The sequence below is a fragment of the Mesorhizobium sp. WSM4814 genome, from assembly GCF_055811595.1.
On record NZ_JBVVQT010000002.1, the window covers coordinates 83,089 to 98,396 of the forward strand.

The following is a 15,308-nucleotide window of genomic DNA, read 5'->3' on the forward strand; positions in this document are numbered from 1 at the left end:
ACGGCGGGATCGACGCGGCGTTTTTGGGATTTCTCGCCGCGCCGGGTACGGCATACCTGAAGAACGGCGACGTGAATGTGCCAAGCACAGCGCCCGGGGCCGCGGCGGAAAGGCCGGGAGTATGAAGCATCCGCCCTCTGGCAATTGTCAGCTTGCTGCCGCCGATCGCGTGAAGACGATGGTGACTTTCGTCCCTTCGCTGGCGCTCGAGGCGACGTTGAACTTTGCCTTGGCGTTCTCTGTCAGCGAGTGCGCGATCAGCGCGCCGAGCTTGCCGGGCTTGGGCCATGTCTCCCCTTCCGGCAGGCCGATCCCGTCGTCCGCAACTATGACCAGGCAGCCGTCGCCATCGGCGATGCTGTGCAGCTTTATCGTCCCGCCTTCACGCCCTTGGAAGGCATGCTTGAGTGCATTTGTGAGCAATTCGTTCACGACCAGTCCCGTTGGCATGGCTACGTTGATCGACACCGGATAGGTATCCACCTTCATGTCGAGGCGGATCCCCTCAACTGCATGCGACCCCATCACCGCGGAGGCGATCTGGCTAAGATAAACGCCGAGATCGACCTCATCCTTCTGCTCGTCTGCCGATAGCGTCTGGTAGAGGATCGCCAGAGCGTCGACGCGGCCGGCGAGCCTCTCAAATCTTTTCTGGTCGGGCTCGGTCGCGTTACGGGTTTCTAGACGGATCAATGCGGTGATCATCTGTAAGTTGTTCTTCACCCGGTGCTGCAGTTCGCGCAGCAGGGTGTCCTTCTCGCGGACGCGCTCCTCCACCAAGCGCGCTTCTTCAGATTCGCCATGGGATGAGACGTCGACCAGAGCCACCAGTCGGAAGCAGTTCGTGCCGTTATCGTCCACGATGATGTTTGAATAAACGTCGACAAGAGCCGGGTTGGCCCCGACGCGCTCCAGCCGGAAGGTGCCGACGAAATCGGTTTCCTCGACCAAGGCCTCGGGCAGAGGCCGGCCCTTCTGCTGGTGGATGCCAATGCCGGAAAGTGCTCCCCAGTTTTGCCGGGTAAGCTCGGCTGCCTTCAGGCCTGACACTTTTTCGAATTCTGGATTAGCATAGACGACGCGCTCCTTCGCGCCTAAGTCCGACACGGCGATAGCGATCGGCACCTGGTCAAGAAATTTTTTGAACTGCTCACTTTCCAGCGCGGTGGCAAGGTCCGGTGTATCGAGCAATTGCTCAACTGCCTCAGCCTTGTCTGAATCGGATGTCATCTTGGTCGCCTGTGCTTTGCGTGGGAGCCTCAGTCTCAGTCATGCACTTTGCTCGACACCGCCAACGCTGGAAGCGGCTGCGCGATGTCAGGAGTAGGACGAGCCCGCGTCACGGAGCGGCAGAGCCATGGGCAACACAGGCCCGTCTTGCTGAGAGTTCAGTCAACCTTGCGTCATTTTGCACGGCCACGACCTTTTTCCAACAGCGTTGTGCCAAAATCCCGTCTCTGCCAATCGAAATTGACGATCTGCACGTCGCCGGAACTCCCGACAGAATATTTCCGCCATTTGCAATGGGCTCACCTGGCAGCGGCGGCGCCGGTGGCGGCATGCGGTGGCCAAACCGCACCCCGCATGTGCTCACCCAGGTCTGGCTGGTTCGCCGCGACACGATCGGGCGAAACGGTATGCTGCGCCGGTTCCGGCCGTCTTGGAGTTGCACGGGTTCGCTCGCGGGACCTATCGGGTCATCGCGTGGGATACCGCGGCCGGCAGGCAAACGGCGGAATGGCAAGCGAATTCCGACGGCTGGCTGAAACTTGACGTGCCGCCGTTCTCTGCCGATGTCGCGCTTGCCATTCGCCGAACCTGAGCAGGATGGAGACTGCGCCTGAAGGTATTCATTTGCTCGCTGATCTGCCTTGTCATTGCCCAAGGTCTTTGTAACTTCGTCGCCAATGCCGATGTCAGTGGTCTGCACCAAGCGAAGTTGCGCGGAGATCTCACGAGATCTGCGCGCTAGGTGTTGCGCTCGCCCGAACGCGACTGCTCGTTGGCGGCATCGGCCGATCCGCCCAGCGTGTCCGCGACCGTGGCACCTCGCGCACCCATCGGCTGCTGCGCACCTGTGGTGGTGTCCTTGGCTGTCTGGTGCTCCATCTCGGCATTCAGCTCCGCCCCCACAATCAGGACAATCACAGAGATCCAGGTCCACATCATCAAGCCGATGACTGCCCCCAGGGCTCCATACGTCGCGTTGTAGTCGGCGAAGTTCTCAAGATAATAGGAAAACCCTATCGAGACCGCGATCCACACCCCAGCCGCGAGGAAGGCGCCCCATGTCGCCCATTGCCACTTTGCCCTTTCGCGGCTGGGGCCGTAGCGGTAGATCAGCGTGATCCCGAGGCCGACCAGGATCAGCATCATCGGCCACCGAAAGATCCGCACAAGGGCTTCGGTCCAACCGCCGAGGTTCAGCAGCGCAAGCATGGCCGGCACGATCCCCACCGAGACGATAAAGCCGATAGCGATGAGGATGGCGCCAAGTGTGAAGCCCAAGGCCAGAAGATTCAGATGGATAAAGCCGCGCTTTTCACTCTCCTCGTAGGCGATGTTCATGGCTTCGAAAAGCGTCTTGATGCCGTTGCTGGCGCTCCACAGTGCGACGGCAAGGCCGAAGATGAAGCCGAAGCTGAGCGCGCCAGTGTCCTGGGCGGCCAAGGACCTAAGCTGTGATCTGATAATGTCCAGACCGCCCGAAGGAAGTACGCCGCCAAGGAATGCAATGTGCTCAGCGATGGTCTGAGGATCGGCGACAAAACCGTAGATGGACACGAACGCGGCAAGCGCGGGAAAGAGGGCAAGGAGCAGATAGAATGCGGCTCCGGCCGCGATCAGCATAACGCGGTCCTCGTTTACTTCAGCAAAGACCCGCCACAGCACGTCCTTCCAGCCACGGCTGGGAATCTGTGACGGCCATTCGGCATTGCGTCCGCGGCCCTCAGCGCCCCGCTCAGGTTGCACTCGACCTTCGTAAGTGTCCTCGGCTGTTTTCTTCGACATGGCTGCCGGTCCGGAGCATCCTCTCCGGGGGGCAAACGTGTAATAACGCCAAAGGATGCAGGTGGCAGACCTGCGCTCACAAATAAAAATCCGCCGCCTGCAGAAATACTGCGACATCCCCATGCGACGAGTCGATGTGATAGCGATACTGCCCTGCCCAGGACCTCAGTGGCTTGTTGGAGCGACCACCGAGAATAGCCAGCTTCCACCATCTCAGCGAATCGCGGTGGTCGGCTGATTGCCTTTTAACAATGGCGCGGCCGGCCGGCGGGGATTCTGGCGTGGGCGATCGAGAGCTGTGCCTCTCGGCGTCCAGCCGCCTCCAGCATGCAACCGACGATAGCCTGAAAGCCGGGCTCCATGGCCTCTTGGCAATCGATCTCCCGATCCGCGTATTCGCCCTGTCGTCTTGGCGGTCTGATCATCCAGGCTTCCTCATAGATATCCCTCGCCGTCGGACTCGCGTCGCCGGATCAAGCCAGGCGATGCGCCCTCACTATCCAAAGCGAAGCCCATTCGCCTCCTGTGTCTTTCAACCAGCTCGCGGTCGCATTCGGGCACGCAGCGGTCGCTGCAACCGACATTCACAACTACCTGTGCGAAAGCGACGGCGAGCGCCCACCGCGCGGTTGACCCGCAGACATCACCGCTGGACGTTGTTCCTTGGTCTTCCCAGCGCGCCAATTCGAAAAGCGACCGGACGTCTATTTCGCCGTGGGCATTGTTGGCCGCCAGGAGCAACCGGATCGGAGGCCAGGCGGTGTCACGATTGGCGGGAGGCATCGTTCTCGCAGAGAATTCTTTTAGGTGGAAGGGCTAGTCTCGCCGCCGGCGACTTTGGCGAGCAGCATCCCCAAGGTCAGGCGCGCTCGTTCATGGCTGCGCCGACAAAAATATTCTCAAGAAGCTCGACAGATAGAGACGCCAAGTATCAGAGCATGATGCGATCCCTCGATAGCGAAATGCCTGGCGGAGCGGGAAGTGAATTGAACCAGGGGTTGACCCCACGAAGTCAGAGTGACGTGCAGCGAGATGTCTCAAGGGAACCTTTCCGGCGTTGTGCGCTTGTTGAGCATGCGTTTCACAACCCCGTGAGCGACAACAAAAAACGCTGGAACCAAAAGGAAATCCGCCATGGCGAAAGAAAAGACATTGGATGATCTCTTCCTCGATACGCTCAAAGATATCTATTACGCGGAAAAGAAGATCCTGAAGGCGCTTCCCAAGATGGCGCGCGCCGCCTCATCGGCCGATCTGAAGGCAGCCTTCGAGAAGCACAAGGACGAAACCGACGGTCATGTCGAGCGCCTGCAGCAGGTTTTCGAGCTCCTTGGCAAGCGGGCACAGGGCAAGACGTGTCCCGCGATCGACGGCATCATCGAGGAGGGCGAGGAGATTATGGAGGAGTTCAAGGGAACTCCCGCACTGGACGCCGGTCTGATCTCCGCTGCCCAGGCTGTCGAGCACTACGAGATCACCCGCTATGGCACGCTGAAGCGCTGGGCCGAGGTTTTGGGCATGAGCGACGCCGCCAAGCTGATCGAACAGACGCTCGGCGAAGAGTCTATGACAGACGAGGCGCTCACCGGATTGGCGGACGCCTCGGCCAACGAAATGGCCAAGGCCGCCTGATCACACACCAGCCACCCCAACTGTGTTGGGGTGGCTGTTTTACTTCCAACATCCGTCTTTCGATAGGAGGCAATCATGGGTCGTGGCATTCTACTCTGGCTGCTCGGAGTTCCTATTCCGATCATCATCCTTCTCGCGCTGTTCATGCGGTAGGAGGAATCCATGGCATCAACCATCCTGGCGACCGACGGCGCCGCGCCGGTCGAGTCCTCGTCATCCGCAGTCAACTGGGGACCGATCATCGCCGGCGCCTTCGCTGCCTCGACCCTGACGTTCATCCTGATGCTTCTCGGGTCCGGCCTCGGGCTCACGATGGTGTCTCCATGGTCCAACGAAAGCGCCAGCGTCACCACCTTCGCTGTGTCCACTGCGATCTGGCTGGTCATCGTGCAATGGTTGTCATCCGGGCTCGGGGGTTACCTGACCGGGCGCCTTCGCACCAAATGGGTCGGCATTCATACGGACGAGACGTTCTTCCGGGATACCGCGCACGGATTCATGGCCTGGGCGCTGGCGACGCTTCTGGTCGTGTTCGTGCTCGGTTCGGCGCTGTCCGCGGCAATCGACACCGGCGTCAAGGCGGCCTCGACCGTGGCCTCGGGAGCAGCAATGGGTGCCTCGGCAGGGGCGACCGCAAACGCCGGGAACGACGGAGGCAGCGGCGCGGCGTCGTATTTCGTCGATGCGCTGTTCCGCCCGAACGATCCTTCCAGGCTGGCGGCGCCGGGCGCGGAGGGCGATGCGACAGCAGCCGCACAAGCCTCCCGCATCCTCATTACGAGTGCGGCGGCCGGCGAAGTCTCGGCCGACGACAAGACTTATCTGGGCCAACTCGTGGCCGCTCGCACTGGCTTGTCGCAAGCGGATGCTACTGCCCGGGTTGATGCGGTGCTTGCTCAGGTCGAGGCGGCCAAAGTCCAAGCACAGGAAGCAGCCGACACAGCTAGAAAAGCCGGCGCCAGCTTCGCGCTGGTTGGCGCGCTTTCTCTCATGATCGGCGCGTTCATCGCCAGCGCAGCGGCAGCGTTAGGCGGCAAGCAGCGCGACGACGAAGAAGACGCGCTCCATCTCACAGCCAGTCGAAGCTGAAGACGTCTACTCCCGGCCGACCGAGACGATCGGCCGGACTTCATCTCCCGCCGCGCTCCTTTGTTTTTGTGCAACGCAGCAACGATATTGCTGTACGTGCGTTGCACAGATGGCCGTCCATTCCGGGCGTCACAACAGGGACGGCTCCATTGCGAAAAATCTCCGATACCATCGTCCGCCTCGCCGCGCTGCGGGCGCGACATGCCGCACATCCCGCCGACCTCGGTGCGTCAGTCCATCTCCGGACGCTGGCCGACTTCGGTACCAATCCCGGCGGGTTGGGAGTGAAGTTCTACATTCCCAATGACCTATCCAGGCGCGCCCCGCTCGTCGTCGTGCTGCATGGCTGCACACAGAACGCGGCCGGCTATAACCATCATTCCGGCTGGTCCCAACTCGCCGACCAGGCTGGCTTCGCGCTGCTCTTTCCCGAACAGCAACGCGGCAACAATCCGAACCTCTGTTTCAACTGGTTCCAGCCTGGCGACACCAAGCGTGGTTCGGGCGAGGCGCTTTCGATTCGCCAGATGATCGAGACGATGGTCGTCACCCGCGGTCTCGACCGAAGGCGAGTCTTCATCACCGGCCTCTCGGCCGGAGGCGCAATGGCAGCGGCCATGCTGGCGACCTATCCGGAAGTGTTTGCCGGCGGTGCGTTAATTGCCGGCCTGCCCTACGGCAGCGCAACCACAATCCCGGAGGCCTTCGATCGCATGCGCGGCCACGGCGGTCCTTCGGAACAGGATCTGCAACGGGCCCTCCGCGGCGCATCGGATCATCGGGGACCGTGGCCGAGGATTTCGATTTGGCACGGTGCCGCTGACCACACGGTTTCGCCTTCCAACGCGGAAGCGATCGCAGGCCAGTGGCGGGGAGTCCACCGGCTTGAGAAAGCGCCGACGCGTCGGGAAGCTGCCGGACCGCACGCAAAGCAGGTCTGGCGTAACGGGGCGGGAGATGCCTTGATCGAAATCAACATGATCGCCGGGATGGGCCACGGCACGCCGCTCGGCAACGGCCTCGGCGCTCCGGGACCTTATATGCTTGATGTCGGCATCGCCTCCACACGCGAGATCGCGCAGTTTTGGGGGATCGCGGCAACCGAGGATAGCGCCTCCCGGAAATCGAGGCGGCAATTGCCCGCCAGCCAACGGCAACTACCCCAGTCACCGGCGCCAAGTATACAAAATGCGAAGACGAAGCCCCCGCAGCCGACTGCCATCCATCAATGGCGCCAGCCCGGCGTGAAGAAGATCATTGAAGATGCCCTGCGGGCGGCGGGCCTGATGCGCTAGGCGGACGGCGCGAATCGCTCGCCGACTGTCTCGCCGGCCCGCGAAGGTCAAGCGGCTCCGACCAGGCAAGGGAACGCGTCGTTCTTTGGAATCGGTGACCGCTTTTCATTGAGCGGTCGCCATGCACCTCGGCCAGATCCTGCTTCCCCGCGCGGACAACACCGGTCGCCCATTTGGCCGGGAAGATTTCGACCGTGTGAAGGAAGACCTGGCCAGCCGTTTCGACGGCGTCACAGCCTACCTGCAGGCGCCCGCGGAAGGTCAGTGGCAGGATGGCGAGCAGTCCAGCACAGATGAAATCGTCATCTTCGAAGTGATGGTGGATGATGTCGATCTGCCGGACTGGCGCAAACGGCGCGCCGAGCTAGAACGGCGGTTCCGGCAGGACACGGTGATCGCCCGCTACATGCCAATGGCGCTCGTATAGAGCGCCGATATCATGCCATCAACGTCAATCCGCAAGACCGAGTACGATCCGGAGACAAGGGTTCTCTCGGTGTGGTTCGTCGCGAGCGGCACGCGTTATGACTACGAGGCTGTGCCGCCGGAGACCTATGCGGCGTTCCGAAACGCCTTCGTAAAGGGCCGGTTCTTCAACGACCACTTTCGCGACCGTTGCCGGCACCGCCCGATTGCCGAAGCATAGCGAGCGTTGCCTGCACGCGGAGACTCATGCGCCGGTTTCGGAGTTTGACGCGGCGGCTGGCTTTGATTCCGGGGAGCCCTTGTGGCGTAGGAAAATCGACAGCAGGACCAGGACGGCCGTCGACATGAATTCCGACTGCCAGTTCTGAAAGGACTCGAACCATAGCTGGGCGTCGAGAAGATAGTCTCCCAGGGATTGAACCTCGCCGCCGTGCCGAAGCGCCTCCTCGTTCGCGGCCGCCAGGCTCGCCCACCAATGCAAGGCAAATGAGATGATGAACAGCAGGGCCAGCGCCAAGCCCAGCGAGTATGAATAGAGCCACGACAGGATCGGGTTGCGCCTGCGGGTGGCGGTCGGAAGTTCGTCCTCGGGCCGGTTGGGATCATCGGGATCACGAGACTCGGCGGAACCGCGCTGGAACAGCATTGCAGTCAGCATGACATAGGCCGACATCTGCAGGAATTCGCTTTCCCAGTTCTCGAACAGCGCCGAGAGGAAGTCGCCGCTCGCAAGATAGGAGAGCAGCCCAATCGATGCCGAACCGTGGTTCTGAAGCTCTTCATTGTAGGCCGTATGACCCGACCAGATCATGCCAATCGCACTGAACAAGAACATCGCCACCAGGGCGATCGTCAGTCCATTGTCCCGGAAAAAGCTTTTCATGGTCGTCTCCCTCGGCAGCTCCGGCTAACGCCAGTTCTCCAGAACCTCTTCGATCATCACCGCCTCGACTTGCTCGCTGAAGCGAGAGCGGTAGAGCTCCAACAGTGCCTCATGCGTCTGATCAACCGAACTGCAAATGGCATCGGTCGCAAGGACGACACGAAAACCACGGTCGATGGCGCCGAGGACCGTGGCAAGCACGCAGACGTCGGTTTCGCCGCCGGTGATGACCAGCGTGTCGATCCCTGACCCATTGAGCATCGCGTCGAGCCGGCCTTCAGTCCACGGCGAATAGACATGCTTGTCGAGCGTTCTTGCCGGCGGCACGAACCGCGCCAGAGAAGGCATCAGATCGACGAGGCCGGCATCGATGTTGGCAAGGGTGACCTCGGCCCAACGCTGATAATACCGCGCCCACATGCCCGGTCCTTCGCCAGGCCGAGCGGCCGGAACAAAACGTGTGAACAGCGTTTGCTGCGGATGTCTTGCGGTCAATTCCTCGATGACCGGCAGCACGTTTTGCGCCCACGGCACGGCCCAAGGCCCGCCCGGCGCGAACAGGCGCTGCATGTCAACGCAAAGATGTAGGGAATTCTCACCAAGCGGACCGTGTACCAGGCCTAGGGCGGCCATGATCAGCCGCGGCCGCGGTGGGGTGATGCATAGTCTCTATCTGAGCGCGGGCGTAGCCTGGGAGGTCCCGCCGTAGCCTCGCATCTCTGCCAATCCGCCTTTAGCCGTTGCCGGTTCATGGTCTTGTCAGGCGGGCCGCTTGCGCCTCCTGCACGTCGATGGCGTACAGCAGTTCGCCGTTCTCGTCGCGCAGGCGCACGAGCCAACCTGAAAGATCGTCCGTGCCCGGCTGAAGGTCGACCAGAAGATCGATAGCGCATCGAACCGCTTCCTCCCGCGCAGCCTCTAAACTTGGCATCCTGGAGGGAAGAACCTGACGGCCGCGTCCGCCGATACTCGAAGATATAGAGCCCGCCGTTTTCGTCATTCGCCGCTGTGACGGCGACTTCGTCAAAATTGCCATTGCTTCGGGCATCATAGTCGTTCACAGCCAAATCGAAGGTCGCGATCTGGACCAGGACCGCCTTCGCTCGATTGATAGCGGCCTCGTTGTTTCCGCCGTCAACGCGTGCCAGGTCGACGGCAACGCAGTCACCGCCTTCGCCGCAGAAGATCACGCGCAGGATGGGCTGTCCGGTCGGGGCGGTTGCCTGGGTAACTTCGGTTCGAATGATCTGCATGAGAAACTCCGTCACCATCGCTAGAGTTTGACGGACATTTCCCGGCTCCAGAGACGCAGCTTGCGGCAGCCCTCGATAAAACCGGTAATCGCCTTGGGATCATCGAGACCAATCATGCCTTCATCGGCTTCCGGATCGACGCCGGCCTTCTGCAGCAGCGGGACGGCACCCGACGTGAAGCCGATGAATTTGCAATGAGCAAAAGCGTCGGCAACGAAATCGCGCGCGGCGGCCTCGCCCGTCAGGCGCTCCGCTCCTTCCTCGGAGAGGATCAGCGCTACTGCGTCGAACAGGACCGATGGCCCGCCGTCGATCATGTGCTTTGCAGCGATGAGACTTCCATCCGCCGCCTCGACGCCGCCCACCTTGGGCGCTATGACCTCCATCACTGCGCCTTCCTTCTCGATCGCTGCCTGGAGGTTCTTCAGCAGCGCTGCGTCGGCGCCGGGACTGACAAGCACACCGACCTTGCGGCCAGCAAAACTGTCAGGCCCGTTCCGGATGATGCTGAGCGCCGGCGATGGTTCGAGATCGTCCCTCGGCGCGACCGCCGCATCCGCGGGCTTGGGCAATTGCTTCATGCCAAGCTTGTCAGCGACAGTTTCTGCCAAGCCTTCATCAATGTTGAGGAGATGCGACACCATGCGCTCGCGGATAACCGTTGTCTCGACCTTGGAGAGCTCGAAGGACAGCGCCATGGCGATATGCTTCTGCTCAGGCGCGGTCTGACTGTTGAAGAACTGTCGCGCCTGGCTGTAGTGGTCGGCGAAGCTCTCTGCGCGCAGACGGACTTTCTGGCCTTCCTCCGCCTCGGCGAACGACCGGAAACCGTGCTGCGGCGATTCCCGCGGGCCTTCGCCGAATGAATTCGGCTGGTAGTTCACGCGGCCGACCGGATTGCGCATCGCCATGAGGCCATCCTGCTGGAAGTGGTGGAACGGGCATTTGGGTGCGTTGATCGGGATATGGGTGAAATTGGGGCTGCCGAGACGCTTCAGTTGCGTGTCCAGGTAGGAGAAGTTTCGACCCTGCAGCAGGGGATCGTTGGAAAAGTCGACGCCGGGCGGTACGTTCTGCGTCATGAACGCGACCTGCTCGGTCTCGGCGAAGAAATTGTCGGGCATACGATCGAGCACCAAGCGGCCGACCGGGACCGGCGCGAGGATTTCTTCCGGAATGATCTTGGTCGGATCCAGAACGTCGAAGTCAAAACTGTCCGCGAACTCCTGATCGAAGAGCTGGAGGTTGAGCTCCCATTCCGGGAAATCACCAGACTGGATGGCATTCCAGAGGTCGCGTCGATGAAAATCGGGGTCAGCGCCGTTGATCTTGACCGCTTCGTTCCAAACGACCGACTGCATGCCGAGCTTCGGCTTCCAGATGAATTTGACGAAGGTGGATTCGTCCTTCGCATTGACCAGCCGGAACGTGTGAACGCCGAATCCCTGCATGAACCGGAAGGACCGAGGTATCGCCCGATCCGACATGACCCACATGACCATATGCATCGATTCGGGCGTCAGGCTGATGAAGTCCCAGAAATTGTCGTGTGCCGATTGCGCCTGCGGGAAGGCACGATCAGGCTCCGGCTTCACTGAATGAATGACGTCGGGAAACTTGATTGCGTCCTGAATAAAGAAAACTGGGATGTTGTTGCCGACGAGATCCCAATTGCCTTCGTTGGTGTAGAATTTGACGGCGAACCCACGCACGTCCCGCGCCAGGTCGAACGAGCCTTTCGAACCGGCCACCGTGGAGAACCGCACGAAGGCCGGCGTCTTCTCGCCGGCACGCTGGAAGATATCCGCGCGGGTGTAAGCCGCTAGCGATTCATAGGTCTCGAAGAAGCCGTGCGCGCCATAGCCGCGTGCATGCACGACGCGCTCGGGAATGCGCTCGTGATCGAAATGAAAAATCTTCTCACGGAAGTGGAAGTCTTCGATTAGTGACGGTCCGCGCTGGCCAATCCTTAAAGTATTCTGGTCATCGGCCACTGGGCCGCCTTGGGCGGTCGTCAGGATCTCGCTGTCGCCTTCGGCGATCTGGTGAAGCTCGCCTCCGTTCCCCCGCACGAGCTTTTGATCATGGATCGTCGCGGGCTTGCCCGACGACTGTCTGGTTGGCTTGGCCATGCTTGAATTCCTTGAAAAGGAGGGGGCGGCTTCAGGTCTCCCTCAATGCTGGGACACCCACTTAAGTTCCTGGTGGGTGTCACGTGGCCCGCATTTCGAAGAATAGCACTCGGCTGCCGGAACATCGGGCCCGCGCTCCGCCAGAGGCGCGGGCTTTTTCGTTGTCTGGGGGAACACGATCTCGCGACGATCGTTCGGGTCGCCAACAGAGCGCCATACCGTCAGATCGAGGACAGGAAATGCGGGAAAGACAAGGCTTAACCCATCAAGAAAAATACGATAGGCAGGAGCGCACGTCGGATGCTGCAAGGGCATTAACAGATATTGAGCGCGCAGCACGAGATGCAAAGACTGCTCGGCTGCGAGAGCAACGACTTAAGGCTGAAACCGCTCCTCCTGCTGCATTGATAGCGAAACCGAAGAAAAACCGACAAGGCAACAACTAAGTAGTCACCCGGGATGCGGCGGATTTCGTGTTCCGTTGTGAGCGTCCTTTTTAAGCGTTCTCCGACATTGTCAAAGGTAAGCAGGTGGCCGTCGAGCGCAGGAAGGTGCGGGCATGAAGGTCTGCGCCGTTTCCCAAGCCGCCGAAGCCAGAACCCGCTCCAGGGGCCACGCCTGAGATTTGCAACGGTGGTCAAGCTGGTGACGGCTCGGCATGTCATCGACCTCGTGGCCCGCATGCACGGCTGCACGTATGCCATGCACGGCTGCACGTATGCCGAGATGAGAGGACCGTCGCGTCAGTATAGTATCGTGGCAACGCGAGACGCGGCCATGTGCGCCGTGATGGTGCTGAAGCCGAGCTTGCCTAGGGGGCAGATAGGGTTGCTGTTCAATCGTGATCCGTCGACGGTGCAACATGCGCTCAGGAAGCGGGGATGCTTTGACCGACCCGCGCGTCCAAGCCCTATGTGATGAGCTCGGCATCAAGATTGTCGACCGGCATCGCTATCCGGAGCCGGGAGAGGCGCGCGCGGTCGAGACGCTGGCTCGCATCATACGCCGGCACGGGGAAGGGCACTTGCGCCTGGTGCTTTCGACCTTGACGGAGACCGACAACAACAAGGGCCAACTAGACGAGGTTCTATTTTGGGCCGCATCCGACATGGTGCGGGCGTGCCCTGAGATACTCGAGCGCCACGCCGGCGACTGGCTGACGATGTGGGATGTTTGCCCGCTCGGCGAGCTGCAGTTCATTGCCCAGGATCTGCGCGGCGTCGTGCCACTAATATTTGCATTTGTCGGTATGCTATACGAGCGGGTGGTCAAGGCATTTGGCCCGCGAGCATCCAGCCGGATTTGTTCGATGACCGCAGGAGAAATTCGGCATGAGTAACGTCGTATCGCTTCATGGCGACAAGCGCTGGAAAGCTGTTCTCGTCTACGACCACCAGAACGGCCCCATCACGATCGAGCACTTTTTGGAAGAAATTTCCGAGCTCCATAACGTCATTGAACACGGCCCGGACTGGAACACCCTGATTACGTGCACGGTGACAATCAACCGGACGGACGGCGGCGAGGAGCAGAACAGCCAGGAAAAAGAGGCGCGCCATGAACATCGGTGAAATCGCGGAGCGCTTCATCCGCGCGGCCGAGATCGAGCGCGCCAGCCATGAACATGTCGGGCCGGCCGGCCCAGCAGCTGCCCTATGTCCACACATACACCGATAAGCTCGGGTGGTGCAAAGAGGTGGGCGACAAGCTCGACCCTAAGGCAGACCCGCTAGCGTAGGAGCGAAGGGCGTTCTGGAACCGGATCGGCACCCTGCCGTCGGGACAAGAGATCAGCGAGCTCGAGGCGCTGCAACGAATGGCTGCTCGCCATTGGCAATGAGAAGGAACGCCGAGCGTCCTCGCCCGGGCCAGATCCAAGGTCGGCGGCAAGTCATTCCGCAGCTGGTGCTTCAAGGTGGAGGGCATCCACCCGAACACCGGACGGGATAGAAAAAACCGGGCTTTGCAGCAAATCGCGATCATTCTCGCCCGCAGGGCCTCGCAGAATAGCGAAAGCGCCGAAATCAGGCTGTTGCATCATGAAATCAGGGGTGTTTCGGCTACGATCACGGAAGATGCGGGCGAACGGGACAGCCTGAATTCGTGGATCGCCGACGGCGCGTTCGCCAAGATCCTTTCATCGGAACATGACGACTTCTCTTGGGCTGCCAAGCGCAATGAGCGCCGATGCCAGCAAGAGGCGAGGCGGCGCAATCAAGCTGTGTGATTTGCGCCATTGACGAGCACCCGAAATGCCGCCCCAATCGGGATTACGTGGTTTATTGGGGATTCGCATGAACCGATTTCTCTTTGTGATCGCCGACTTTCTGTCCCGTCCGCCCGGCTTTTATGTGCTGCTCGCCGCGATGATAGCCTGCACTGCGATGGTTCCGTTTGGGCTAACAAACGTAATCACCTATGCGCTTTCTGTAGCTGCGATAGTGATTACCGGAGTCGTACTGATCCAGGGTTACCGCGACACCGCTGCCATCCATGCGAAGCTCGACGAGATCATCGTTGCATTGAAGGAAACGAGGAACAATGTCGTCGGGCTGGAGCACGCCGAGCCTGAGGAGATCAAAGCCCATTTGGCGCGGCTTGAATTGGAAGCAGCGGCGGCTGATCAAGAAGCTAAGCACGAGGGAGTCCCTGGCGCCTAATTACGCCAGCGGCTGCCAAGCACTGGCCGCGGGAAGCGCAGAAGCGGAAGGCCGCATGACCCGAGCTGAGATCAAAGCCGAAGTAGAATGGCTGCTGGAGTACGAAAGCCTTAACGCGTCAGAGTCCGCAAACACACCGCTTCGGCTCTGAAGGTATTGAGGGCATCGAGCGGGAGTTCTTTGACCCCGGCGACAGCGGCAACATTTTTGCCCCGGATGCGTCTCGACCATCATAGACGGGCTGTTGGCGCCGCTGATCGGCGCGATGTATGGCCTGCCCAATATTCTGGTCGTCTGATGGCCCGGTTTTTATGACGAGATGCATCAGGAGTTCGCGAGCGAGATGCTCGGCGAGTTCAAGCAGGGCGTTGTCATGCTAACCCGCACGGTCACAGCGCGCCAGATCCGTCGACGCCATGGATACCGGGCGAGCCAGTGACGACGGTCTATCCACTCGATGCGGTGATGCGCCGCGTGTCTCAGAAATACGTCGACGGCACCCTCACTGTGGCGACCGACAACCAGATCACTTTCGCAGTACCCTCGATCGTCCCCGCCATGACCGACACACTCGTCATCGACGGCGTCGAGTTGGTCATGAAGGACCTACGGCCGATCCCGCCGGCCGGGACGCCGGTCGCGTATATCGCTTTCGTGGCGGGTTAGCCGCCGAGCGATATCCCAGAAAAGAGCGACGCCAGCGACGACCGCATGTGAGACTTGGCAACAGCGATGTCCCCTTCGAAACCGGAAAAATCGATCTCCATATGATCGAACGTGGACAGTGCCTGCTCTTCCATGTCAGCCAATGCCCGATCTGGGTCATCCGATTGCTCAGCAACCATTGATGCAATTGCCATGAGTGCGATGCGAAGCACCACAAGCTCCGTCGAATGATGGGCCAAGACATCCATACCAGTCTCCTT

17 protein-coding genes are annotated in these 15,308 nt (G+C 60.6%); 10 read left to right on the forward strand and 7 right to left on the reverse strand.

The window, feature by feature from the left end; all coding sequences use genetic code 11:
- Window positions 1-147 precede the first annotated feature (147 nt).
- Both AC0L2V_RS03595 and AC0L2V_RS03600 read right to left on the reverse strand, forming a co-directional pair.
- Window positions 148-1,230: a sensor histidine kinase gene (locus tag AC0L2V_RS03595; protein ID WP_473519458.1), complete on the reverse strand. Its 1,083-nt coding sequence runs from the start codon at window positions 1,228-1,230 to the stop codon at window positions 148-150.
- 738 nt (window positions 1,231-1,968) lie between these two features.
- Window positions 1,969-3,012 carry a YihY/virulence factor BrkB family protein gene (locus AC0L2V_RS03600; protein ID WP_473519459.1) on the reverse strand — a complete coding sequence of 348 codons (1,044 nt, stop codon included), beginning with the start codon at window positions 3,010-3,012 and terminating at the stop codon, window positions 1,969-1,971.
- A gap of 1,134 nt (window positions 3,013-4,146) precedes the next feature.
- Between AC0L2V_RS03600 and AC0L2V_RS03605 the strand changes: the two genes are divergently transcribed.
- The 5 genes from AC0L2V_RS03605 to AC0L2V_RS03625 all read left to right on the forward strand — a co-directional run bounded on the left by AC0L2V_RS03605 (window position 4,147) and on the right by AC0L2V_RS03625 (window position 7,674).
- A complete protein-coding gene (locus tag AC0L2V_RS03605) occupies window positions 4,147-4,644 on the forward strand; it encodes a YciE/YciF ferroxidase family protein (protein WP_027153941.1) in 498 nt (165 codons plus the stop codon).
- A 162-nt stretch (window positions 4,645-4,806) separates the two neighbouring features.
- A complete protein-coding gene (locus tag AC0L2V_RS03610) occupies window positions 4,807-5,733 on the forward strand; it encodes a hypothetical protein (RefSeq protein ID WP_473519460.1) in 927 nt (308 codons plus the stop codon).
- A gap of 149 nt (window positions 5,734-5,882) precedes the next feature.
- The gene (locus tag AC0L2V_RS03615; RefSeq protein WP_473519461.1) at window positions 5,883-7,028 is read left to right on the forward strand and encodes an extracellular catalytic domain type 1 short-chain-length polyhydroxyalkanoate depolymerase; all 1,146 of its coding nucleotides are present in this window, start codon (window positions 5,883-5,885) and stop codon (window positions 7,026-7,028) included.
- Between the two features lie 121 nt (window positions 7,029-7,149).
- Window positions 7,150-7,455 carry a hypothetical protein gene (locus AC0L2V_RS03620; protein WP_473519462.1) on the forward strand — a complete coding sequence of 102 codons (306 nt, stop codon included), beginning with the start codon at window positions 7,150-7,152 and terminating at the stop codon, window positions 7,453-7,455.
- Between the two features lie 12 nt (window positions 7,456-7,467).
- Complete coding sequence (locus AC0L2V_RS03625) at window positions 7,468-7,674, forward strand: KTSC domain-containing protein (RefSeq protein ID WP_287066081.1); 207 nt, start codon at window positions 7,468-7,470, stop codon at window positions 7,672-7,674.
- 24 nt (window positions 7,675-7,698) lie between these two features.
- Here the strand turns inward: AC0L2V_RS03625 and AC0L2V_RS03630 are convergent, their stop codons facing one another.
- From AC0L2V_RS03630 to katE, 4 genes are all read right to left on the reverse strand, one after another.
- Window positions 7,699-8,337, reverse strand: a complete 639-nt coding sequence (locus tag AC0L2V_RS03630; RefSeq protein WP_473519463.1) for a DUF6766 family protein — start codon at window positions 8,335-8,337, stop codon at window positions 7,699-7,701.
- Window positions 8,338-8,361: 24 nt separating this feature from the next.
- Window positions 8,362-8,970: a cysteine hydrolase family protein gene (locus AC0L2V_RS03635; protein ID WP_027153947.1), complete on the reverse strand. Its 609-nt coding sequence runs from the start codon at window positions 8,968-8,970 to the stop codon at window positions 8,362-8,364.
- Between the two features lie 115 nt (window positions 8,971-9,085).
- Complete coding sequence (locus tag AC0L2V_RS03640) at window positions 9,086-9,373, reverse strand: DUF6894 family protein (protein ID WP_128170746.1); 288 nt, start codon at window positions 9,371-9,373, stop codon at window positions 9,086-9,088.
- Between the two features lie 237 nt (window positions 9,374-9,610).
- Entirely contained in the window at window positions 9,611-11,722 is a 2,112-nt protein-coding gene (gene katE / locus AC0L2V_RS03645) for a catalase (RefSeq protein ID WP_473519464.1), read from the reverse strand.
- 886 nt (window positions 11,723-12,608) lie between these two features.
- Between katE and AC0L2V_RS03650 the strand changes: the two genes are divergently transcribed.
- The 5 genes from AC0L2V_RS03650 to AC0L2V_RS03670 all read left to right on the forward strand — a co-directional run bounded on the left by AC0L2V_RS03650 (window position 12,609) and on the right by AC0L2V_RS03670 (window position 15,048).
- Window positions 12,609-13,061, forward strand: a complete 453-nt coding sequence (locus tag AC0L2V_RS03650; RefSeq protein WP_473519465.1) for a hypothetical protein — start codon at window positions 12,609-12,611, stop codon at window positions 13,059-13,061.
- Entirely contained in the window at window positions 13,054-13,293 is a 240-nt protein-coding gene (locus tag AC0L2V_RS03655; protein ID WP_023803165.1) for a hypothetical protein, read from the forward strand. The genes AC0L2V_RS03650 and AC0L2V_RS03655 overlap by 8 nt, the downstream gene beginning before the upstream one ends.
- Window positions 13,294-13,637: 344 nt before the next feature.
- Complete coding sequence (locus AC0L2V_RS03660; RefSeq protein WP_473519466.1) at window positions 13,638-13,949, forward strand: hypothetical protein; 312 nt, start codon at window positions 13,638-13,640, stop codon at window positions 13,947-13,949.
- 67 nt (window positions 13,950-14,016) lie between these two features.
- On the forward strand, window positions 14,017-14,382 hold the full coding sequence (locus AC0L2V_RS03665; protein ID WP_023803164.1) for a low affinity iron permease family protein: 366 nt from the start codon (window positions 14,017-14,019) through the stop codon (window positions 14,380-14,382).
- A gap of 435 nt (window positions 14,383-14,817) precedes the next feature.
- Window positions 14,818-15,048 (forward strand): hypothetical protein, encoded by a 231-nt coding sequence (locus tag AC0L2V_RS03670; protein ID WP_473516397.1) that lies wholly within the window; start codon window positions 14,818-14,820, stop codon window positions 15,046-15,048.
- Here the strand turns inward: AC0L2V_RS03670 and AC0L2V_RS03675 are convergent.
- Window positions 15,045-15,296, reverse strand: a complete 252-nt coding sequence (locus tag AC0L2V_RS03675) for a hypothetical protein (protein ID WP_091591642.1) — start codon at window positions 15,294-15,296, stop codon at window positions 15,045-15,047. The two genes, AC0L2V_RS03670 and AC0L2V_RS03675, sit on opposite strands and share 4 nt — an antisense overlap.
- Window positions 15,297-15,308: the final 12 nt, after the last annotated feature.

Bases quoted from the DNA above. Each gene is read 5' to 3' on its own strand.
- AC0L2V_RS03675 (WP_091591642.1), bottom strand. From the start codon at position 15,296: ATGGATGTCTTGGCCCATCATTCGACGGAGCTTGTGGTGCTTCGCATC.
- AC0L2V_RS03655 (WP_023803165.1), top strand. From the start codon at position 13,054: ATGAGTAACGTCGTATCGCTTCATGGCGACAAGCGCTGGAAAGCTGTT.
- AC0L2V_RS03665 (WP_023803164.1), top strand. From the start codon at position 14,017: ATGAACCGATTTCTCTTTGTGATCGCCGACTTTCTGTCCCGTCCGCCC.
- katE (WP_473519464.1), bottom strand. From the start codon at position 11,722: ATGGCCAAGCCAACCAGACAGTCGTCGGGCAAGCCCGCGACGATCCAT.
- AC0L2V_RS03625 (WP_287066081.1), top strand. From the start codon at position 7,468: ATGCCATCAACGTCAATCCGCAAGACCGAGTACGATCCGGAGACAAGG.
- AC0L2V_RS03595 (WP_473519458.1), bottom strand. From the start codon at position 1,230: ATGACATCCGATTCAGACAAGGCTGAGGCAGTTGAGCAATTGCTCGAT.
- AC0L2V_RS03600 (WP_473519459.1), bottom strand. From the start codon at position 3,012: ATGTCGAAGAAAACAGCCGAGGACACTTACGAAGGTCGAGTGCAACCT.
- AC0L2V_RS03630 (WP_473519463.1), bottom strand. From the start codon at position 8,337: ATGAAAAGCTTTTTCCGGGACAATGGACTGACGATCGCCCTGGTGGCG.
- AC0L2V_RS03620 (WP_473519462.1), top strand. From the start codon at position 7,150: ATGCACCTCGGCCAGATCCTGCTTCCCCGCGCGGACAACACCGGTCGC.
- AC0L2V_RS03610 (WP_473519460.1), top strand. From the start codon at position 4,807: ATGGCATCAACCATCCTGGCGACCGACGGCGCCGCGCCGGTCGAGTCC.
- AC0L2V_RS03635 (WP_027153947.1), bottom strand. From the start codon at position 8,970: ATGGCCGCCCTAGGCCTGGTACACGGTCCGCTTGGTGAGAATTCCCTA.
- AC0L2V_RS03605 (WP_027153941.1), top strand. From the start codon at position 4,147: ATGGCGAAAGAAAAGACATTGGATGATCTCTTCCTCGATACGCTCAAA.
- AC0L2V_RS03640 (WP_128170746.1), bottom strand. From the start codon at position 9,373: ATGGCAATTTTGACGAAGTCGCCGTCACAGCGGCGAATGACGAAAACG.